Source organism: Falsiroseomonas algicola, from assembly GCF_011040385.1.
Lineage (GTDB): Bacteria > Pseudomonadota > Alphaproteobacteria > Acetobacterales > Acetobacteraceae > Falsiroseomonas > Falsiroseomonas algicola.
In genome coordinates, this window is sequence record NZ_JAAIKB010000001.1 from 84,602 (window position 1) to 102,827 (window position 18,226).

General features: G+C 71.7%; 15 protein-coding genes and 1 tRNA gene. 9 read left to right on the forward strand and 7 right to left on the reverse strand.

Annotation, left to right across the window (positions count from 1 at the left end):
* The first annotated feature begins 44 nt into the window (after window positions 1–44).
* The 8 genes from G3576_RS00460 to G3576_RS00495 all read left to right on the forward strand — a co-directional run bounded on the left by G3576_RS00460 (window position 45) and on the right by G3576_RS00495 (window position 9,839).
* A complete protein-coding gene (locus tag G3576_RS00460) occupies window positions 45–1,601 on the forward strand; it encodes an NADH-quinone oxidoreductase subunit L (protein ID WP_164692360.1) in 1,557 nt (518 codons plus the stop codon).
* A 14-nt stretch (window positions 1,602–1,615) separates the two neighbouring features.
* A complete protein-coding gene (locus G3576_RS00465; RefSeq protein WP_164692361.1) occupies window positions 1,616–4,177 on the forward strand; it encodes a YbcC family protein in 2,562 nt (853 codons plus the stop codon).
* Window positions 4,178–4,431: 254 nt separating this feature from the next.
* Window positions 4,432–7,191: a DNA gyrase subunit A gene (gyrA, locus tag G3576_RS00470; protein WP_164692362.1), complete on the forward strand. Its 2,760-nt coding sequence runs from the start codon at window positions 4,432–4,434 to the stop codon at window positions 7,189–7,191.
* Complete coding sequence (gene coaD, locus G3576_RS00475) at window positions 7,184–7,705, forward strand: pantetheine-phosphate adenylyltransferase (protein WP_164692363.1); 522 nt, start codon at window positions 7,184–7,186, stop codon at window positions 7,703–7,705. The genes gyrA and coaD overlap by 8 nt, the downstream gene beginning before the upstream one ends.
* 119 nt (window positions 7,706–7,824) lie before the next feature.
* Window positions 7,825–8,289, forward strand: coding sequence for a peptidylprolyl isomerase (locus G3576_RS00480; RefSeq protein ID WP_207622641.1), 465 nt, complete (start codon window positions 7,825–7,827; stop codon window positions 8,287–8,289).
* 42 nt (window positions 8,290–8,331) lie between these two features.
* Window positions 8,332–8,868, forward strand: coding sequence for a peptidylprolyl isomerase (locus G3576_RS00485; protein ID WP_164692365.1), 537 nt, complete (start codon window positions 8,332–8,334; stop codon window positions 8,866–8,868).
* 42 nt (window positions 8,869–8,910) lie between these two features.
* A tRNA-Lys gene (locus G3576_RS00490) sits at window positions 8,911–8,986 on the forward strand.
* Between the two features lie 37 nt (window positions 8,987–9,023).
* Window positions 9,024–9,839: a hypothetical protein gene (locus G3576_RS00495; protein WP_164692366.1), complete on the forward strand. Its 816-nt coding sequence runs from the start codon at window positions 9,024–9,026 to the stop codon at window positions 9,837–9,839.
* A gap of 3 nt (window positions 9,840–9,842) precedes the next feature.
* Here the strand turns inward: G3576_RS00495 and G3576_RS00500 are convergent, their stop codons facing one another.
* From G3576_RS00500 to G3576_RS00510, 3 genes are all read right to left on the reverse strand, one after another.
* The gene (locus G3576_RS00500; RefSeq protein WP_164692367.1) at window positions 9,843–9,989 is read right to left on the reverse strand and encodes a hypothetical protein; all 147 of its coding nucleotides are present in this window, start codon (window positions 9,987–9,989) and stop codon (window positions 9,843–9,845) included.
* Between the two features lie 99 nt (window positions 9,990–10,088).
* Window positions 10,089–11,612 carry a sensor histidine kinase gene (locus tag G3576_RS00505; protein ID WP_164692368.1) on the reverse strand — a complete coding sequence of 508 codons (1,524 nt, stop codon included), beginning with the start codon at window positions 11,610–11,612 and terminating at the stop codon, window positions 10,089–10,091.
* Window positions 11,609–12,280, reverse strand: a complete 672-nt coding sequence (locus G3576_RS00510) for a response regulator transcription factor (RefSeq protein ID WP_164692369.1) — start codon at window positions 12,278–12,280, stop codon at window positions 11,609–11,611. Before G3576_RS00510 ends, G3576_RS00505 begins: the two co-directional genes overlap by 4 nt.
* 133 nt (window positions 12,281–12,413) lie before the next feature.
* On the opposite strand from G3576_RS00510, the gene creD reads away from it, so the two are divergent.
* A complete protein-coding gene (creD, locus tag G3576_RS00515; RefSeq protein ID WP_164692370.1) occupies window positions 12,414–13,679 on the forward strand; it encodes a cell envelope integrity protein CreD in 1,266 nt (421 codons plus the stop codon).
* Window positions 13,680–13,764: 85 nt separating this feature from the next.
* Here the strand turns inward: creD and G3576_RS00520 are convergent, their stop codons facing one another.
* From G3576_RS00520 to G3576_RS00535, 4 genes are all read right to left on the reverse strand, one after another.
* On the reverse strand, window positions 13,765–14,730 hold the full coding sequence (locus G3576_RS00520; RefSeq protein WP_328728184.1) for a KpsF/GutQ family sugar-phosphate isomerase: 966 nt from the start codon (window positions 14,728–14,730) through the stop codon (window positions 13,765–13,767).
* A complete protein-coding gene (locus G3576_RS00525) occupies window positions 14,727–15,467 on the reverse strand; it encodes a 3-deoxy-manno-octulosonate cytidylyltransferase (RefSeq protein WP_164692371.1) in 741 nt (246 codons plus the stop codon). The genes G3576_RS00520 and G3576_RS00525 overlap by 4 nt, the downstream gene beginning before the upstream one ends.
* The gene (gene kdsA / locus G3576_RS00530; protein ID WP_328728186.1) at window positions 15,464–16,294 is read right to left on the reverse strand and encodes a 3-deoxy-8-phosphooctulonate synthase; all 831 of its coding nucleotides are present in this window, start codon (window positions 16,292–16,294) and stop codon (window positions 15,464–15,466) included. Before kdsA ends, G3576_RS00525 begins: the two co-directional genes overlap by 4 nt.
* Before the next feature lie 156 nt (window positions 16,295–16,450).
* Window positions 16,451–18,166, reverse strand: coding sequence for a hybrid sensor histidine kinase/response regulator (locus G3576_RS00535; RefSeq protein ID WP_164692373.1), 1,716 nt, complete (start codon window positions 18,164–18,166; stop codon window positions 16,451–16,453).
* Between the last annotated feature and the right edge of the window lie 60 nt (window positions 18,167–18,226).

Below are 18,226 nucleotides of genomic sequence, written 5' to 3' on the forward strand. Positions count from 1 at the left end.
TACCGAAGCTACACCCGCGCCTCCCACCCCGGAGGCTCCTCCCCTTGTCCGCCTGGCTGATCCTGCTCGCCCCCCTGGCCCCGCTGCTGGTGGCCTGCCTGCCGCGTCCGGACGAGGCGCCCCGACGCATGGCGACGCTCGGCATCGCCGCGGCTTTGGTGGCGCTGGCGGTGGCCGCCGTCACGGCGATCGCGGTCGCGATCGGCGGGCGCATCACCACGCCGACCTGGGGCGCCGCGGGCATCGGCCTCGGCCTGCATGTCGATGGGCTGTCGGCCGCGGTCTTCCTGCTGGTCGCCTTCATCGGCACCGTGGTGCTGCGCTATTCCCGGAACTACCTGGCGGGGGATCCGGGGCAGGGGCGTTTCCTCCGCTGGATGGCGATGACGCTATCGGCCGTGCTGCTGCTGACCATCGCGGGCAACCTGGCGCTGTTCTTCCTGGCCTGGGTCGCGACCTCCATCGGGCTGAACCGGCTGCTGCTCTTCTACCCGCACCGGCTGGGCGCGGAGCTGGCGGCGAAGAAGAAGTTCATCGCCAGCCGCATCGGCGATCTCTGCCTGCTGATGGCTGCCTGCCTGCTGCTGGGCGCCTTCGGCACGCTGGAATTCGCGCCCCTCTTCGCCGCGGCCAAGGCGGGCCATGTGGCCGATGCGCCGACCATCCTGGCGGGCGTGCTGATGGTGGCGGCGGCGCTGCTGAAATCCGCGCAGCTGCCGGTGCATGGCTGGCTGGTGGAGGTGATGGAGACCCCCACCCCGGTCTCCGCCCTGCTGCATGCCGGCATCATCAATGCCGGCGGCTTCCTGGTGCTGCGCATGGCGGACCTCGTGGTCCTCTCCGCGCCCGCGATGGAGGCACTGATCCTGGTCGGCGGCGCCACCGCGCTGTTCGGGTCGCTGGTGATGCTGACGCAGACCTCGGTGAAGGCGCAGCTGGCCTACAGCACCGTCGCGCAGATGGGCTTCATGATGCTGCAATGCGGCCTCGGCGCTTTCGCGGCTGCGGCGCTGCACCTGGTGGCCCACTCGCTCTACAAGGCGCATGCCTTCCTCTCCTCCGGCAGCGTGGTGGACCAGGCGCGCGCGGCCTGGGTGCCGCAGGGCGCGCCGCATCCCGCCCGGGTCGGCCTGGTGCTGGCCGCCGCGCTGGCGGGCTTCGCGGTGGTGGCCTCGGCTCTGGGCTGGACGCCGGCCGCGCATCCCGCCGCCTTCGTGCTGGGCGCGGTGCTGGTGATGGGCCTCGTGCATCTCGGCGCCCAGGCCTTCGAGGGTGTGTCCGCCCCTGCTCTGGCGGGCCGCGTGGCGGGCATGGCGGCCCTGGTGGCGGTGGCCTGGTTCGCGCTGCAGGCTGCGGCGGCACACATCTTCGGCGCCAGCCTGCCCGCCGCGCCGCCGCTGCGCGGGCCCTTCGACGCCGTGCTGCTGGTCCTCGTCGTCGCCAGCTTCGCGGGGGTGATGCTGTTCCAATCCGCCATGGCGGCGGAGGCGCAGCGCGGCCGCCGCTTCTGGCTCGCCGCCTACATCCACCTCGCCAACGGCCTCTACCTCAATACCCTCGCCAACCGGCTTGTCCTGCGGCTTTGGCCCGCGCGGCCGTGACGGGAACCTGACCCATGACCATCCAGAACCCCATCCAGCTCGCTGTCCCCGCCACCACGCCGGCGGCCTCTCGCCTGGCGCTGGAAGCCGCGATCCGGGAGGCCTGCGCCCGCATCGCGCCGCTCTGGCCGCTGCGAGGCTTCGTAGCCGTGAACCCCTTCCTCGGCTTCACCGGCCAGGGCTTCGCCGCCACCTGCGCGACGATGCGCCGGGTGGCCCGCGTGGACATGCTGATGCCGCGCGACTTCTACCGGGATGCGCTGGCGCGGGGCGAGATCGACGATGCCGCGCTGGAAGCAGCCCTCGCCGCTGCGCCAGCGATCCCCGGCGCACCCACCGATCTCGCCGCCCTGCGCGCCGCAGCCCAGCAGGAACGCAGCTGGGATGGCACGCTGCCCGGCGCCCGCCATCCCGCCGCCGTCGCCACGGTCGCGGAAGTGCTGGACAGCCTCTCCGGCGGGGACCGAGAGGCATCCCGCACCCGCTTCATGGTGGACGAGATCAGCCGCTGGTGCGGCGCCTATTTCGATGAGGGCCAGGCCAGCTGGCGGCTTCCGCTGCGCCACCTGGCCCCCTACGCCGCCTGGCGCGCCACCACGCGGCATGACCTCAACCCCGAGGCGATGGGCATCACCGGCTTCCGTGCCGCCGTGCTCGCGCTGCCCTGCGACCCGGTGGAGGCGATCGGCAGCGTGCTGGCGGGGCTACGCATCCCGGAACGCGCGCAAGTGGACTACCTGCACCGCGCGCTCTTCGACATCCGCGGCTGGGCTGCCTATGCGCGGCATCGCGGCTGGGTGGCGGCGCAGCAGGGAAGGGATGACGAGGCGCTGGTCGGGCTGCTGGCCATCCGCATCGCCTGGGGCTGGGGGCTGTTCCAGGCCCGGTCGCAGGATGGCCGCTTCCGCCGCGCCTGGACCAACGCCATCGCCGCCGCCGCCTCCGCGCCGCAGGATGTCCAGCTCGGCCTCGATGCCGAACTCGCCACCGACCTGCTGCTGCACGAGGCCTATGAGGAAGCGGCGCGCCGGCGCCTCGTCGCCCGGCTGCGCGGCCACGACGCACCGACGCGCCTGCCGACGCGGCCGGAGGTCCAGGCCGCCTTCTGCATCGACGTCCGGTCGGAGGTCTTCCGCCGCGCCTTCGAGACGGCGATGCCCGGCGCCTCCACCATCGGCTTCGCGGGCTTCTTCGGCTTCCCCATCGAATACGTCCCCTTCGGGCGCTCGCGGGGCGCGGCGCATTGCCCGGTGCTGCTGAAGCCCGCCTTCACGGTCTGCGAGGCGGTGCAGGGCGCCACACCGGCCGAGGAGTCCGGCCTGCACGGGCTGCGGCGCCTGCGGCAGCGGGCGGAGCGGGCCTGGAAGGGCTTCAAGCGCTCCGCCGTCTCCTCCTTCACCCATGTGGAGACGGCCGGGCTGCTCTTCGGCGCCAAGATCGCCTCCGACAGCCTCGGCCTGACTCGCACCGTGGCGCATCCCCGCGATGCGGCGCTGGATGCGGTGACGGCCGCCAGGCTCGGCCCGCGGATCGAGGCGCGGCAGGAAGCGGGCCGCCTGACCGGCTTCGACGATGCCCAGCGCCTGGCGATGGCGGAGGCCGTGCTGAAGGGCATGTCACTCACGGGCACGAGCTTCGCCCGCCTGGTCCTGCTGGCCGGCCATGGCAGCAGCACGGTCAACAACCCGCATGCCGCGGGACTCGATTGCGGCGCCTGCGGCGGCCAGACCGGGGAGGCGAATGCGCGCATCGCCGCCGCCATCCTGAACGACGCGTCCGTGCGGGCGGGGCTGGCGGGCAAGGGGATCACCATCCCCGCCGACACCCACTTCCTGCCCGCCCTGCACGACACCACCACCGATGCCGTCACGATCTTCGGCGAGGATGCCGTCCCCGCGAGCCACGCGGCGGATCTGGCACGGCTCAAGGACGCGCTGGCCCGCGCCGGCGCGCTGGCGCGGATGGAACGCGCCGCGCTGCTTGGCCTGGAGGGCGTGCCCGACCTCGATGCGCGCATCGCCGCCCGCAGCCGGGACTGGTCGGAGGTGCGGCCGGAATGGGGCCTGGCCGGCAACGCCGCCTTCATCGCCGCGCCGCGGTCGGTCACGCGCGGCCTGGCGCTCGGCGGTCGCGCCTTCCTGCATGACTACGAGGTCGCGCAGGACGAAGGCGGCGCGGTGCTGGAACTGATCATGACGGCGCCGCTGGTCGTCGCTTCCTGGATCAACCTCCAGTATTTCGGCTCGACCGTGAACAACGACGCCTTCGGCAGCGGCAACAAGGTGCTGCACAACGTCATCGGGCAGCTGGGCGTGCTGGAGGGCAATGCGGGCGACCTCCGCGCCGGCCTGCCCTGGCAATCCGTGCATGACGGGGAGCGTTTCGTGCACGAACCGCTGCGCCTTTCCGTCTTCATCGCCGCTCCGGAAGCCGCGATGGAGGCGGTGATGGCCAAGCACCAGGGCGTGCGCGACCTGGTCGAGAATGGCTGGCTGCACCTGCACGCCCTGGCCGAGGACGGCCGCGTCATCCGCCGGCGGGTGCCTGGTGGCGGCTGGGTGACCGAAGCGGCCTGACAGGGGGCTCGGGTCGGGCCGGGGCGCGCGACTCCGGCACCACCCCGGCAGGCCCGGGCAACGGGTGCCCGATTGGCGGAAAAACGCTGGTCATGCTAGGGGTTAGGCGCGTCCGGCGGAGTCCGGGGAAGGACCGATCCGGGCCTTCCCATGGGGCCCACCTTCCCGGATGCCCGGGAAGCGCCTAATCCCCTCCACGGACCACCGAACGCTGCCCGGGGCCACCACCCCGGGACCGCCACAAGGATGCCACGTTGAGCGACACGCCGACACCGCCGGACGAGCCGAAGAGCGATATCGCGCCGGTCGGCCTCGAGGAGGAGATGCGCCGCTCCTACCTCGACTATGCGATGTCCGTCATCGTCTCCCGCGCCTTGCCTGATGCGCGGGACGGGCTGAAGCCGGTGCATCGCCGCATCCTCTATGCGATGCACGAGGCCGGCTACACCCATGACAAGCCGCACCGGAAATCGGCCCGCGTGGTCGGCGACGTCATGGGTAAGTATCACCCCCATGGCGACGCCTCGATCTATGACGCGCTGGTGCGCATGGCGCAGCCCTTCTCCATGCGGGTGCCGCTGATCGACGGCCAGGGCAATTTCGGCAGCATGGATGGCGATCCGCCGGCGGCCATGCGCTACACGGAAGTCCGCCTGGCCCGCGCCTCCGCAGCCCTGCTGGAGGGCATCGACGAGGATACCGTCGACTTCCAGGCGAACTACGACGAGTCCGCGCAGGAACCGCGCGTGCTGCCCGCCGCCTTCCCGAACCTGCTGGTGAACGGCGCCGGCGGCATCGCCGTCGGCATGGCGACCAACATCCCGACGCACAACCCGGGCGAGGTCATCGACGCGACGCTGGCGCTGATTCGCGAGCCGAACACCACGCTCGAAGACGTCATGAAGATCATGCCGGGGCCGGACTTCCCGACCGGCGGGCTGATCCTCGGCCGCGCCGGCATCCGCTCCGCCTTCGAGACCGGGCGCGGCTCCATCGCGCTCCGCGCCCGCGCGACGATCGAGGAGATGCGCGGCGGCCGCTCCATGATCGTGGTCACCGAAATCCCCTACCAGGTGAACAAGGCGACGCTGATCGAGAAGATCGCGGAGCTGGTGCGCGCCAAGGCGATCGAGGGCATCAGCGACCTGCGTGACGAAAGCGACCGCGATGGCCTGCGCGTCGTCGTCGAGCTGAAGAAGGACGCGACGCCGGAGGTGGTGCTGAACCAGCTCTACCGCTTCACCCAGCTGCAGACCTCCTTCGGCGTGAACTTCGTGGCGCTGGATGAGGGCCGGCCGCGCCAGATGGGGCTGCTGGACGCGATCCGCGCCTTCATCCGCTTCCGGGACGAGGTGATCCAGCGGCGCTCCCGCTTCCGCCTCAACAAGGCGCGCGACCGCGGCCACCAGCTGATCGGCCTGGCCATCGCCGTGGCGAACATCGACGAGGTCATCGCGCTGATCCGCGCCAGCGCGGACGCCAATGCCGCCCGCGCCGCGCTGATGGCGCGGGACTGGCCGGCGGGCGATGTCGGCGTGCTGCTCGAACTCGTCGATGACTACCGCAACGTCATCTCGCCCGAGGGCACGGTCCGCCTCACGGAGGAACAGGCCAATGGCATCCTGGCGCTGCGCCTGCAGCGCCTGACGGGGCTGGAGCGGGAAAAGATCAGCGCCGAGCTGAACGAGGTCGGCGCCACCATCCGCGGCCTGCTGGAGATCCTGGGCTCCGCCATCCGGCGCCAGGAGGTGATGGTCGAGGAACTGCTCGCCGTCCGCGCCCAGATCGCGACGCCGCGCATGACGGAGATCGTCGATGGCTTCGCCGAGCAGGACGACGAAAGCCTGATCGAGCCGGGCACGATGGTCGTGACCCTGACGCGCGATGGCTACGTCAAGCGCACGGGCCTCGACGTCTTCCGCAGCCAGAACCGCGGCGGCCGCGGCCGCAGCGGCGCGGCGACGCGGGAGGATGACATTGTCGTCCGCAGCTTCGTGGCCCACACCCACCAATGGGTGCTGTTCTTCACCAGCCGCGGCATGGCCTTCCGGGAGAAGATCTGGCAGCTGCCGGAAGGCGGCGCCACGGGCAAGGGGCGCAGCCTGCGCCAGGTGTTGCAGCTGCAGGATGGCGAACAGGTCACCGCCGTGCTGCCGCTGCCGCAGGACGAAGGGCTGTGGGAGAACCTGCACCTGGTCTTCGCGACCAAGCAGGGCAATGTCCGCCGCAACAAGCTGTCGGACTTCAAGAACGTCCGCGCCATGGGCCTCATCGCCATGAAGCTGGACGAGGGTGACAGCCTGATCGGCGTCGCCACCTGCCGGGAAGGCGATGACGTGATGCTGGCCACCCGCAACGGCCGCTGCATCCGCTTCCAGGCGGAATCCGACCAGCTCCGCGTCTTCGCGGGCCGCGACAGCTCCGGCGTCCGCGGCATCCGCCTGCTGGGCGAGGATGCCGTCATCTCTCTCGCCGTGCTGACCCATGTCGAGGCCAGCATAGGCGAGCGCGAGACCTATCTCCGCCACAGCGCCCAGAAGCGCCGCGCGGCGGGCGAGGAGGTTGCCGGCGAGGCCGAGGCCCCCGTGCCGGCGGAGGAGGCGGAGGAGCCGAATGGCGACGCCCAGCCCGTGACGGCGGAGCGCCTGGCGGAGCTGGAGGGGCTGGAGCAGATCCTGCTCGTCGTCACGGATCGCGGCTTCGGCAAGCGCAGCTCCGCCTACGAATACCGCGTGACGGGAAGGGGCGGGCAGGGGATCACCAACATCACCCTCTCCGCACGGACGGGGCGGGAGGTGGTGGCCACCTTCGCCGTGCGTCCGGGCGACGGCGTCATGCTGGTGACCAATGGCGGGCGCCTGATCCGCCTGCCGGCCGACCAGGTGCGCGTGACCGGCCGCGGCGCCATGGGCGTCACGCTGCTGCGCCTGAACGAGAATGAGCGCGTGACCTCCTGCTTCCCCGTGATGGAGACGGGCGAGGAGAGCGCAGCGGAAGGGACCGCCGATGCCTGAACTTCGCGTCGGGATCTATCCCGGCACCTTCGACCCCGTCACCAACGGGCATCTCGACGTCATCGCCCGCGCCGCGCGGCTGGTGGATCGCCTCGTCGTCGGCGTCGCCATCAATGCCGGCAAGGGCCCGCTCTTCCCGCTCGACGAACGCGTCGAGCTGGTGAAGGCGGAAACGGACCGCATCGCCGCCGAGGTGGGCTCCGAGGTGCAGGTCGTGCCCTTCACCGGCCTGCTCGTCGAATTCGCCCGGCAATACGGGGCGAAGATGATCATCCGGGGGCTCCGCGCCGTCTCCGACTTCGACTATGAATTCCAGATGGCGGGAATGAACCACAGGCTGGCCCCGGACGTTGAGACCGTGTTCCTGATGGCCAGCGAAACGAACCAGTTCATCTCCTCCCGCTTCGTGAAGGAAGTGGCCACATTGGGCGGGGACGTTTCCTCCTTCGTCCCGCCGCTCACCCTCGACCGCACGCTGGCCCGCGTGCGCAGCCGCAAGGAAGCCGCCGAATGACCGTGATCGTGACCCGCCGCCAGGGGCTGGCCGCCGCCGCCGGCCTCGTCGCCGCCCCCGCGCTCATCCTGCCGCGCGACGCCCTGGCGCAAGCGACCGATCCCGAGAATACGCTGTTCATGGAGCTGAAGGATGGCCGCGTGACCATCCAGCTGCAGCCGGAACTGGCGCCGCGCCATGTCGAGCGGATCAAGACGCTGACGCGCAGCAACTTCTACGACAACACGCCCTTCCACCGCGTGATCGAGGGCTTCATGGCCCAGGGCGGCGACCCCACCGGCACCGGCACCGGCGGCAGCCCGCTGCCGAACCTGCCGGCGGAATTCAGCCCGCCCAGCCGCGCCCGCTTCCTGCGCGGCACCTGCGGCATGGCCCGCACCAGCGATCCGAACACGGCCAACAGCCAGTTCTTCATCATGTTCGCGCCCGGCTCCTTCCTCGATGGCCAGTACACCATCTGGGGCCGAGTCGTGTCGGGCATGGAGGCCGTGGACAAGATCAAGCGCGGTGTCGGCCAGTCCGGCCAGGTGCCCAACCCGCCCGACCGCATCCGGACCATGCGCGTCGCCGCCGATGTCCGCTGACATCGGCTGACGCGCCCCTTTCCTCCATCGGAGACCCGGCCCATGAGCGCCACCGAGAACACGCTGACCCTGGAACTCAAGGACGGCAACGTCGTCATCGAATTGCTGCCGGACCTGGCGCCGCAGCATGTGGAGCGCATCAAGGCGCTGGCTTCCGAGGGCTTCTACGACAACACGCCCTTCCATCGCGTCATCGAGGGCTTCATGGCCCAGGGCGGGGACCCGACCGGCACCGGCACGGGTGGCAGCCCGCATCCGGACCTGCCCGCCGAATTCAGCCCGCCCGGCAAGGCCAAGTTCCTGCGCGGCACCTGCGGCATGGCCCGCACCAACAACCCGAACAGCGCGAACAGCCAGTTCTTCATCATGTTCGCACCGGCGCCGAGCCTGGATGGCCAGTACACCATCTGGGGCAAGGTCGTCGAAGGCATGGACGTCGTCGACAAGATCAAGCGCGGCCAGGGCCCGAACGGCATGGTGCGCGAGCCCGATCGCATCAAGGCCGCCCGCGTCGGCGGCGCCGCGGCGCCCGCGACGCCGGCGGAAGGGGTTGACTCCACCCCCTCCGCCGACGCCTAACACGCCCGGCGCGCGGCCCCGTCAGGGGGCCGCGCGTTGCGTGAGCCCGTAGCTCAGCCGGTAGAGCACGTGACTTTTAATCATGGGGTCGTGGGTTCGAGTCCCACCGGGCTCACCATGAACGCCCGGGGCCGCGCCAAGGGCATCCGTCTCCGATGCCGGCACTGACCCTCAGACCGGGTGAATGGATCGGCTGGCAGGACATACCCGGCAGGCACGCCGGCTGGCCCCCCGGCCCGGTCTTCGTCACCGCGCTGGCCCCGCTTCGCTCCGGCCGCAGGCTTCTCGACCTCCACGTCATCCGTCCCTTCCGCCCCGTGGTAGCGATCCGGGACTCGGTGCGGCTGCAGGTCATGCAGCGCGGTCCCGGCCTCATCCTCGGCAGCACGACCGATGAGGCCGGCACCGAACGCCTGGTCGTCATCACGCCGCTCACCTTCGACTGGTTCAGGGAGCATTGCTCCCTGCTCACTGACCGGTTCCCTCCCTCCCGCTTCACAGCGGACGAGGATGGCGCGCCGGTGACGACGATGACCGGACCAGCCTATGCGCGCTGCCTCTTCGGCCGGGAGGAAACCGCCATGCTGGATGGCGTTACGGAGGAGTCGCTGCCAGGTCCGAAGCCGCCGATGGCCGCTTCACAGGCCCGGTTCAGGCTGGACCACACCTATGATCCCTTCGACAGCTGGCTGATCTGGCGCGGCACCGCACCGCGCGCCATGCGCGACAAGTGGCTCATCTGCGCCCGCGACGGGCATCTGCTTTTCCGCCGCCGCGCGGGCGGCCACCTGATCTACGCCGTGGAAGCGACCTGGCGTGGTGACCGGCTCCACCTTGGCACCGTCACCGCCAGCCGCGACCCGCGAGCCTGGGCGGTGACGGACGATCGGCATGACCGGGACCTGGTGGTGCACCTCATCAACCTGCTGCTGATAGGCGTGCCCGAATCGGCGCCCGGCGCGCCGCGATAGGCTTCAGCCCTGCTCGGGCTCGCTTTCGGCGGCCTTGGCCTTCTGCTCAGCCTCCTTGGCGGCCTGCTTCTTCGCCAGCTTCTCCTGCGCCTTGGCTTCCTTGGCCTTCTCGCGCTGGGACCTCTCGAAATCGTAGTTCGGCTTGCGCATCGGCGGTCCTCCGGCTGGTGTGTCCCACCCTCTATGGGGCGTCGGCAGCGAAATGTCGCCTCAATTTCGGGCATGGCAGCCACACCGAGGGCCATGGGGTCACGCCGCCGGCATCGAGAGCCGGAAGCAGGCCCCTCTCGGGCTCGGCACCAGCTCGATCGATCCCCCCGCCGCCGCCAGGTGGCTGCGCGCGATGGCCAGGCCGAGCCCCGTGCCGCCAGCTTCCCGCGCCGTGGTGAAGAACCGCCCGAAGATCCGCCCCGCATTGCCCGGCGACACCCCCCGCCCGTCGTCGCTGACCTCGATCACCACGCGCCTGCCCTCGGCCCGCCAGGCGATCCGTCCCGTGGCGCCGGGGCCGGCGTGCAGGGCGATGTTTTCCGTCATGTTGCGAATCACGGTCGAAAGCCGCTCCGCCCCGATCGCCGCCCGCAGCGCGCCGCCTTCCAGCGCGACCGGCACCGGCATGGGCAGCGCATGGATCACGGCGGCGACGTCGCAGGATTCCTCGCCCCGCGGCACCGGCGCCTCCGCCCGCGCCAGTTCCAGCAGCCGCCGCACCAGCCGGTCCAGCCGCGCCACGTCGGACGCCGCCTGGCCGAGGAAGGTGGCGCGCTCCGCCTCCGTCATCGTGGCGGCATGGTCCGCCAGCAATTCCAGCGCGCCGCGGATGGCGGCGAGCGGCGTCTTGAACTCGTGGCTCATCTCGGCGGCGAAGGCCCCGATGTAATCCGCGCGGTATTCCAGCGTGGCGGCCATGGACTGGATGGCGGCCCACATCTCATCGGCTTCGCGCACCGCGGCGCGGCGGGTGCGGGGCAGGGCGGTGGCCCGCGCCCCGGCCGCCACGGCGCGGGCCTGGGCGGCGACGGCCTCAATCGGGCGGCTCACGGTATAGGCGATGACCAGCGCCAGCCCGCCGGCGGCCAGCAGCAGCGCCGCCGCCAGCCCCGCCATCTCCCATCGCTTTCCATGGAGCGCCTGGTCGATGCTGGCCGGCGTGCGGGACAGCACCACCACGCCGATGACCTCCGCGCCCTCCGTCACGGGATGCGCCAGGAACACCCGGAAGGGCGCCGCCCGGCTGATGGAGGCCGATCCCACCCCCGGCTGCGCCGGCCGGTCCCGCAGCACGGAGGATGACCGCCCCGCCAGCGCCGCCGCCACCTCCTGCCGGTGGTGCAGCGACAGCCCCATCTCCCCGCCGCTGGATGCCACGACGATCCCCGCGGCATCCGTGACGCGCATCCCCGCCAGCGTGACGCGCTGCGCCGCCGCCAGCACCGGCATCAGCGTGGCCCCGGCCGCCAGCGCACGGGGATCGGCCGGGCGTTCGGGCGCCAGCGCATCCGGCGCGGGCGGCAGGACGGGATCGCGCGCCAGGTCGAGCACCGCCCATCGCGGCGCCCAGCCAGGCTGTGACGCCGGCGGCGCGCCGCCATGCCAGGCGGCCTCATAGGCCGCGCCGATCACCGCGGCCTGCGCCACCAGCTCCGTTTCCGTCTGGCGCACCAGCGCGCTTTCATACAGCCGCAGCAGCCACAGCCCGCCCAGCGGCAGCACCAGCAGCAGCAGGTTCGCCGCCAGCAGCACCGTGCGCAGCCTCGGCTTGCGGAACCTCACGCGGAGAACCGGTAGCCGAGCCCGTGCACCGTCCCGATCGGCTCCGCGCCCAGCGCCGCGAATTTTGCGCGGATGTGGCGGATGTGGCTGTCGATGGTGCGGTCGCTGACCACCCGCCGGTCGGGATAGGCGACATCCATCAGCGCATCCCGCGTAAAGACGCGGCCGGGATGGGCCGCCAGGCAGCGCAGCAGCGCGAATTCCGTCACCGTCAGCGTGATCTCGGCCTCCCCCCAGAAGGCCTGGTGGCTGTCCGGCAGCAGGCGCAACTCCCCCCGCGCCACGACCGGCGCCTGCGGGGCCGGGGCCGCGCGCCGCCGCAGCACCGCGCGCACCCGCGCCACCACCTCCCGCGGGCTGAAGGGTTTCGTCACGTAGTCGTCGCCGCCGAGCTCCAGGCCAAGGATCCTGTCCACCTCCTCGTCGCGGGACGACAGGAAGATCACCGGCAGGTCGGAGGTCCGGCGCAGCCGGCGGCAGACCTCCGTGCCGTCGATCTCGGGCATGGTCACGTCCAGCAGCAGGATGTCCGGCGCCTGGTCGGCCACCGCCGCCAGCGCCGCGGCGCCGTCCCCGGCCTCCGCCACCGCGAAGCCGTCCCTCTCCAGCGCGAAGCGGAGCACGCTGCGGATATGCGGGTCGTCATCCACGACCAGGACCTTCGGCATGCGCCCCCTGTCGGGCCACGCGGCCCTGCACCGCATCTGCACCAAATCTCCGGCGTCCCTGCAAGCGCCCTCCGTCACCGCTGCACGCGCGCCCGCGATGCTCCGCGCCATCCCTGGAACGGAGGAGAACCCAATGGAACCCGAACCCAAGCGTGGCCTGCTGGAGGGGCCGACCGCGAAGCTCGTCGCCGTCGGCCTGGTGCTGATGGCGATGCTGATCCCGCACCTCATGATCGGCGGCGTGATCGAGGAGCGGGAGGAACGCCACCGCGCGGTGCAGCGGGAGATCGGCGCAGGATGGGGTGGGCCGCAGGTGCTGATGGGTCCTGTCCTCGCGGTCCCATGGTCCGCGGATGCCCGGCGCGGCTACTTTTTCATCCAACCCGAGCGTCTGGATGCGACTGTTGAACTGGCCCCCCAGCTGCGGCGTCGCGGGCTGTATGAGGTGCCGGTCTTCACCGCGATGGCCCGGCTGGAAGGCAGCTTCAACGTCACCGATGCGATGATGCCGCAGGACATTGCAGCGGTCCCCCATTGGCAGGATGCGCGGGTGATCGCCGGCGGCCAAGCCTTTCGCCTGGCGGGGCAGGCGCCGTCGCTCCGCCTGGGCGACGCAATGCTGCCCGCGGAGGAGGGCCTACCGCGATGGGATGGCTGCATGCCCTCCCGCGGCGTGATGTGGCAGCCGCGCCTGGCCGCGGCGCCCGATGGTCCCGTTTCCTTCGCTGTGACGCTGCCGCTGCGCGGGTCCGAACGGTTCGGCCTGATGCCCGGCCCGGTACGAACCAACCTTGCGATGTCGGCTGCCTGGCCGACACCGAGCTTTATCGGCGATGACCTGCCGGAGCAGTCGAGCGTGGAGGAGGCGGGCTTCAGCGCCAACTGGTCCCTTGTCGGGGGATGGGGGGCCGCCCGCAACACCCTCTGTGGCCGCCAGTCGCCGGCGGCGGGCGTCGAGTTGCTGGAGGCCGTGCCGACCTACCGCATGGTCAACCGCGCCTCGAAATACGCCATGCTGTTCCTGGCGCTGTCCTTCGTGACCTACACGCTGTTCGAGCTGCTGGCGGGCCTGCGCATCCACATCGTGCAATACGCCATGCTCGGCTGTTCGGTGGTCATGTTCCCCCTGCTGCTGCTGGCGATCGGCGAACCGCTGGGCTTCGCGGCGGCCTATGCCGCGGCCACGCTGCTGGTGATGGCGCAGGCCAGCCTGTTCACCGCCGCCGTCACGGGAAGGCGCATCCTGGCCGCCGCCTTCGCCGGCGTGCTCGCCGCGCTGTTCGGCTTCCTCTACGTCGTGCTCAGCCTGGAGGCCTATGCGCTGCTGGTCGGCACGCTGGCCCTCTTCACGGTCCTGTCCGTGGTCATGGCCCTGACGCGGCGCGTCCGCTGGGGTTGAGCCCCATAACCCGGCGGTCCAGGGTCCCCCTGGACCCTGGCGAGGGGGTCCCAAGGGGGCGGGACAGGGAGCAGCGCTCCCCCTTTCACACCACCCCCGCCCGCAGCAGGTCATGCAGGTGGATCACGCCGCGCGGCACGCCCTCCACCACCACGAACATGCTGGTGATGCGCCGCTCGTTCATGGTCTTCACCAGGTCCGGCGCCAGCTGGTCCGGCGCCGCGACCAGCGGTTTGCGCGTCATCGCCTCCGTCGCCGGCCGGTCCACGAAGCCCTTGCGGAAGGCGCGGCGGATGTCGCCATCGGTGATGACGCCCAGCAGCCGGCCTTCGCCATCCACCACGCCGCCCGTGCCGAAGGGCTTCGACGTCATGGTGACGATGGCTTCCGCCAGCGTCGCGCCCTGCGGCACCAGCGGCAGGTCGGTGTGCATCAGGTCCGAGGCCCGCAGCAGCTGCGCGCCGAGCTTGCCGCCGGGGTGGAACACCCGGAAATCCGCCGCCGAGAATCCCCGCGCCTCCAGCAGCCCCATCGCGAAGGCATCGCCGACCGCCAGCTGCATCGTCGTGGAGGTCGTCGGCGCCAGCCCGTTCGGGCAGGCTTCCGGCATGCGCGGCAGGATCAGCGGATAGTCGGCGGCCTTGCCGAGCGGGCTATCGGCGACCGAGGTGATGGCGATCAGCTTCACCCCGAAGCGATGGGCGTAGCCGATGATGCTGGCCAGTTCCGGCGCCCCGCCCGACCAGGACAGCGCCAGGATCACATCCTCCGGCCGGATCATGCCGAGGTCGCCGTGGCTCGCTTCCGCCGGATGCACGAAGTGGGACGCCGTGCCGGTGGAAGCGAGCGTCGCCGCGATCTTGCGCCCGACATGGCCCGACTTGCCCATGCCCGTCACGACGCAGCGGCCGGTCTTCTCCAGCATCATGCGCACGGCCGCGATCAGCGTATCGCCGAGCGTCCCGTCCAGCGCATCCCGCAGCGCGGCCAGCCCATCGGCTTCCAGCTGCACCGTGCGGCGCAGGCTGTCGCGCAGGTGGTCGTCGCTCACGGTGCGGCCCCTTGCGCGTGCAGCTGCCGCGCGCGGTGGAGGTCGGCCGGCGTATCGACGCCGAGCGGCACGTCATCCACGGCGACCGCATCGATGCGCATCCCCGCCTCCAGCGCGCGCAGCTGTTCCAGCTTCTCCCGCGTCTCGAGGGCCGAGGGCGGCAGCGCCACGAAGCGCGCCAGCGCGCTGCGCCGCCAGGCATAGAGCCCGATGTGGTGCCAGAGCGGCCCGTCGCCCCAGGGCGCGGTGGCGCGGGTGAAATACAGGCAGCGGAAGCGCCCCGGCGCCGTCTCGCTGCCCACCATCTTCACCACCTGGCTCGCCGTCCGCTCCTCCTCCCGCTCGATCCGCGCCACCAGCGTGCCGAGCGCGATGTCGGGATGATCGATGGCGGCGAAGACGGCGCGGATCGCCTGGGGGGAGATCAGCGGCAGGTCGCCCTGGACGTTCACCACCACGTCGAAGCGCCCCTCCGGATCGATCGCCGTGATCGCCTCATGGATGCGGTCGGAGCCGGAGGGATGGTCATCCCGCGTCATCTGCGCACGGCCGCCCGCGGCGCGGACGACGCCCGCGATCTCCTCGCTATCCGTTGCCACGACGACGTCGCCGATGGCGGCCGCCATCGCGCGGCGCCAGACATGGACGATCATCGGCTCGCCGCCGATGTCGGCCATCGGCTTGCCCGGCAGGCGGCTCGCCGCCATCCGGGCCGGGATCATCACGATCGGCGTCATCGGAAGGACTTCACCAGGCCATCGATCGCCATCAGGCGGCCGATCAGCGCCTCGAACTGGTCGAGCGGCACCATGTTCGGCCCATCGCTCGGCGCGCGGTCCGGGTCCTCATGCGTCTCGATGAAGACCGCCGCGACACCGACCGCGACGGCCGCGCGCGCCAGCGTCTCCACGAATTCCCGCTGGCCGCCCGATGACGTCCCCTGGCCGCCGGGCTGCTGCACGGAATGGGTGGCGTCGAAGACCACCGGCAGGCCGGTGTCGCGGGCCATGATCGGCAGGGCGCGCATGTCGCTGACCAGCGTGTTGTAGCCGAAGCTGGCGCCACGCTCCGTCAGCAGGACGTTGGGATTGCCCGCGCCCGTCACCTTGGCCGCGGCATTCTTCATGTCCCAGGGCGCCAGGAACTGGCCCTTCTTGATGTTCACCACGCGCCCCGTCGCGGCGGCGGCCAGCAGCAAATCCGTCTGGCGGCAGAGGAAGGCCGGGATCTGGATGACATCCACTGCCTCCGCCACTGGCGCGCATTGCGCGGCCTCATGCACATCGGTCAGGGTCGGCAGGCCGAGCGTCTCCCGGATCTCGGCGAAGACCTCCAGCGCCTTCGCCATGCCGATCCCGCGCGCGGCGCTGGCGGAGGTGCGGTTCGCCTTGTCGTAGCTCGTCTTGTAGACCAGCCCGATGCCGAGCCGCCCGCAGATCTCCTTCAGCCGCGCCGCCGTTTCCAGCGCATGGGCGCGGCTTTCCATCTGGCACGGCCCGGCGATGAGCGCGAGCGGCAGGTGGTTGCCGAGGGTGACGGGGCCGATCGCGACGGAGACGGACACGGGCAGCATTTCCTTGGCCTGAGACTGACGCCTGGAACTGGGCGCTCCCGCCCCGCGCCTGCGGGGGAGGATGGGGGAGGGGGTCCCGCCGATGCCAGCCGAACGCCGCCGGGGTTTAGGTCACCGGGCCGCCCGCGCCAAGCAAGGCGGCGTGGCTCAGCCGGCCGGCACGATCAGGTGGATGGTCGTTCCCTGCCCAGGCGCGCTCTCCGCCGCCAGCGCGCCCCCCGCGCCGCGCAGGAAGGCTGCCACCATGGCAAGGCCGAGGCCCGTCCCCTGGCCCTCCGGCTTGGTGGTGAAGAAGGGCTCGCCCAGCCGGGCGATCGCCGCCGGCGGCATGCCCTCGCCCTCGTCGCGGACGGAAAGGCGGATGTAGTCGCCGGGCGGCAGGTCGGGCGCATCGGCCGGGCGCGGCGGGATGGCGAAGCGGGCCGCGCTGATGGTGATGGTGCCGCCCCGCTTCATCGCGTCCCGCGCATTGGCGGCCAGGTTGATGAGCGCCGTCTCCAGCTCCGCCCGGTCCACCGATGGCGCGGCATGCAGCGGACCTGTGACCTCGCAGCGCACCCGGATGCCGGCGCCGAGCGTCGAATCCAGCAGCTGCGCCAGTTCCCGCATCGCCACGCCAAGGTCGACCGGCCCCTGGGCCTCGCTGCCCAGCCCGTTGCGACGGGTCGTGTCCAGCATCCGGCGGGACAGGGCGGTGGCGCGCTCCGCGTGCCGGCCGAGGTGGCTGGCCACCTGGCGGACCCGCGCCGGGTTCTCCGCATGCTTGGCCAGCAGCACGGCGGCGGCCATGACGGATTGCGTGATGTTGCCGAAATCATGGGCGAGCCCACCGGCCAGCAGCCCCATCGTCGCCTGGCGCTCCGCGGTGCGGGACCGCGCCTCGGCGGCCGCGCGGGCGCGCAGCGCGCGTTCGGCCCAATAGGTCACGGTGCCGAGCAGCAGCATGGCCGCGATCGCGCTCATCACCGGGAACAGCATCTGCCGCCGCCAATCCGCCACCAGCCCGGCCGTGGAAAGCCCATAGGCCACGCCGACGTCATGGCCCGGCACGCGGCGGAAGGCGGTCAGGCGCGGCTGCCCGTCGACCGGGCTCTCGCCCTGCACCAGCCGGCCCTGCGTCCCCCGGCGAAGCTGGCTCAGCAGCGGGCCCATCGCGGCGGGCAGGGCGGCGGCCTCGGGGTTCGGCGGTTCGGGCACCGCGGCCAGCACCGCGCCGTCCAGCCGGAACAGCACCACCGTATCCCCGGGGGTTTCCAGGATGGACCGGTAGAAGGCCTGGAAGTAGTGCGGCCAGAGCGTCGCCACCACGATCCCCCCATCGCCGAGGCCGTCCGGCCGCCGCCGGGACCGCGCCATGGGGAAGATCAGCACGCCGACGGACCGGCTGGTGACCACCTTGCCGATGGTGGGCGCTTCCCGCACGCCACTGCCGGCCGGATGCGCCGCCACGTAGTCGCGGCCCGTGACGTCGATGGGCGGCGTGGGAAAGCCGGTGGTGCTGGACGCCGCGAAGCGGCCCGAAGGGTCCACCAGCGTCACGCCGCCCGCCGCCGGCGTCACCGCATCCAGCGCCAGCAGGAAGTCGTGCAGGGGCTGGCTGGCGCGGATCTCCTCCCACGTCATGCCGACCACGCGGGACTCCGCGGCGGCAATGGCGATCTCCTGCGCCTCGAAGGCGCGCAGCGCGTGCTCGCGCAGCATTTCCGCCGTGCGGCCCACGCGTTCCTCGGCTGCGTCCAGCGTGCCCTGCCAGGCCTGCATCGCCATGATCGCGAGGCCCGCCAGCGGCAGCACCACCGTGATGGCCCAGAGGGTGCGCAGCGCCCGCGCCCCCGCCGGCCTCGCCCGCGGCGCGATCGTCATCTCCGGTGGTCCGCCTGCGCGCCGCGTCTCATCCCCTGATTGTGCCGTCCCGGTCGCGTT

Coding starts and splice junctions, on each gene's coding strand:
- G3576_RS00485 (WP_164692365.1), top strand. CDS start 8,332: ATGAGCGCCACCGAGAACACGCTGACCCTGGAACTCAAGGACGGCAAC.
- G3576_RS00495 (WP_164692366.1), top strand. CDS start 9,024: ATGCCGGCACTGACCCTCAGACCGGGTGAATGGATCGGCTGGCAGGAC.
- G3576_RS00535 (WP_164692373.1), bottom strand. CDS start 18,166: ATGACGATCGCGCCGCGGGCGAGGCCGGCGGGGGCGCGGGCGCTGCGC.
- G3576_RS00465 (WP_164692361.1), top strand. CDS start 1,616: ATGACCATCCAGAACCCCATCCAGCTCGCTGTCCCCGCCACCACGCCG.
- G3576_RS00510 (WP_164692369.1), bottom strand. CDS start 12,280: ATGCCGAAGGTCCTGGTCGTGGATGACGACCCGCATATCCGCAGCGTG.
- G3576_RS00525 (WP_164692371.1), bottom strand. CDS start 15,467: ATGACGCCGATCGTGATGATCCCGGCCCGGATGGCGGCGAGCCGCCTG.
- G3576_RS00500 (WP_164692367.1), bottom strand. CDS start 9,989: ATGCGCAAGCCGAACTACGATTTCGAGAGGTCCCAGCGCGAGAAGGCC.
- creD (WP_164692370.1), top strand. CDS start 12,414: ATGGAACCCGAACCCAAGCGTGGCCTGCTGGAGGGGCCGACCGCGAAG.
- G3576_RS00480 (WP_207622641.1), top strand. CDS start 7,825: ATGGAGCTGAAGGATGGCCGCGTGACCATCCAGCTGCAGCCGGAACTG.
- coaD (WP_164692363.1), top strand. CDS start 7,184: ATGCCTGAACTTCGCGTCGGGATCTATCCCGGCACCTTCGACCCCGTC.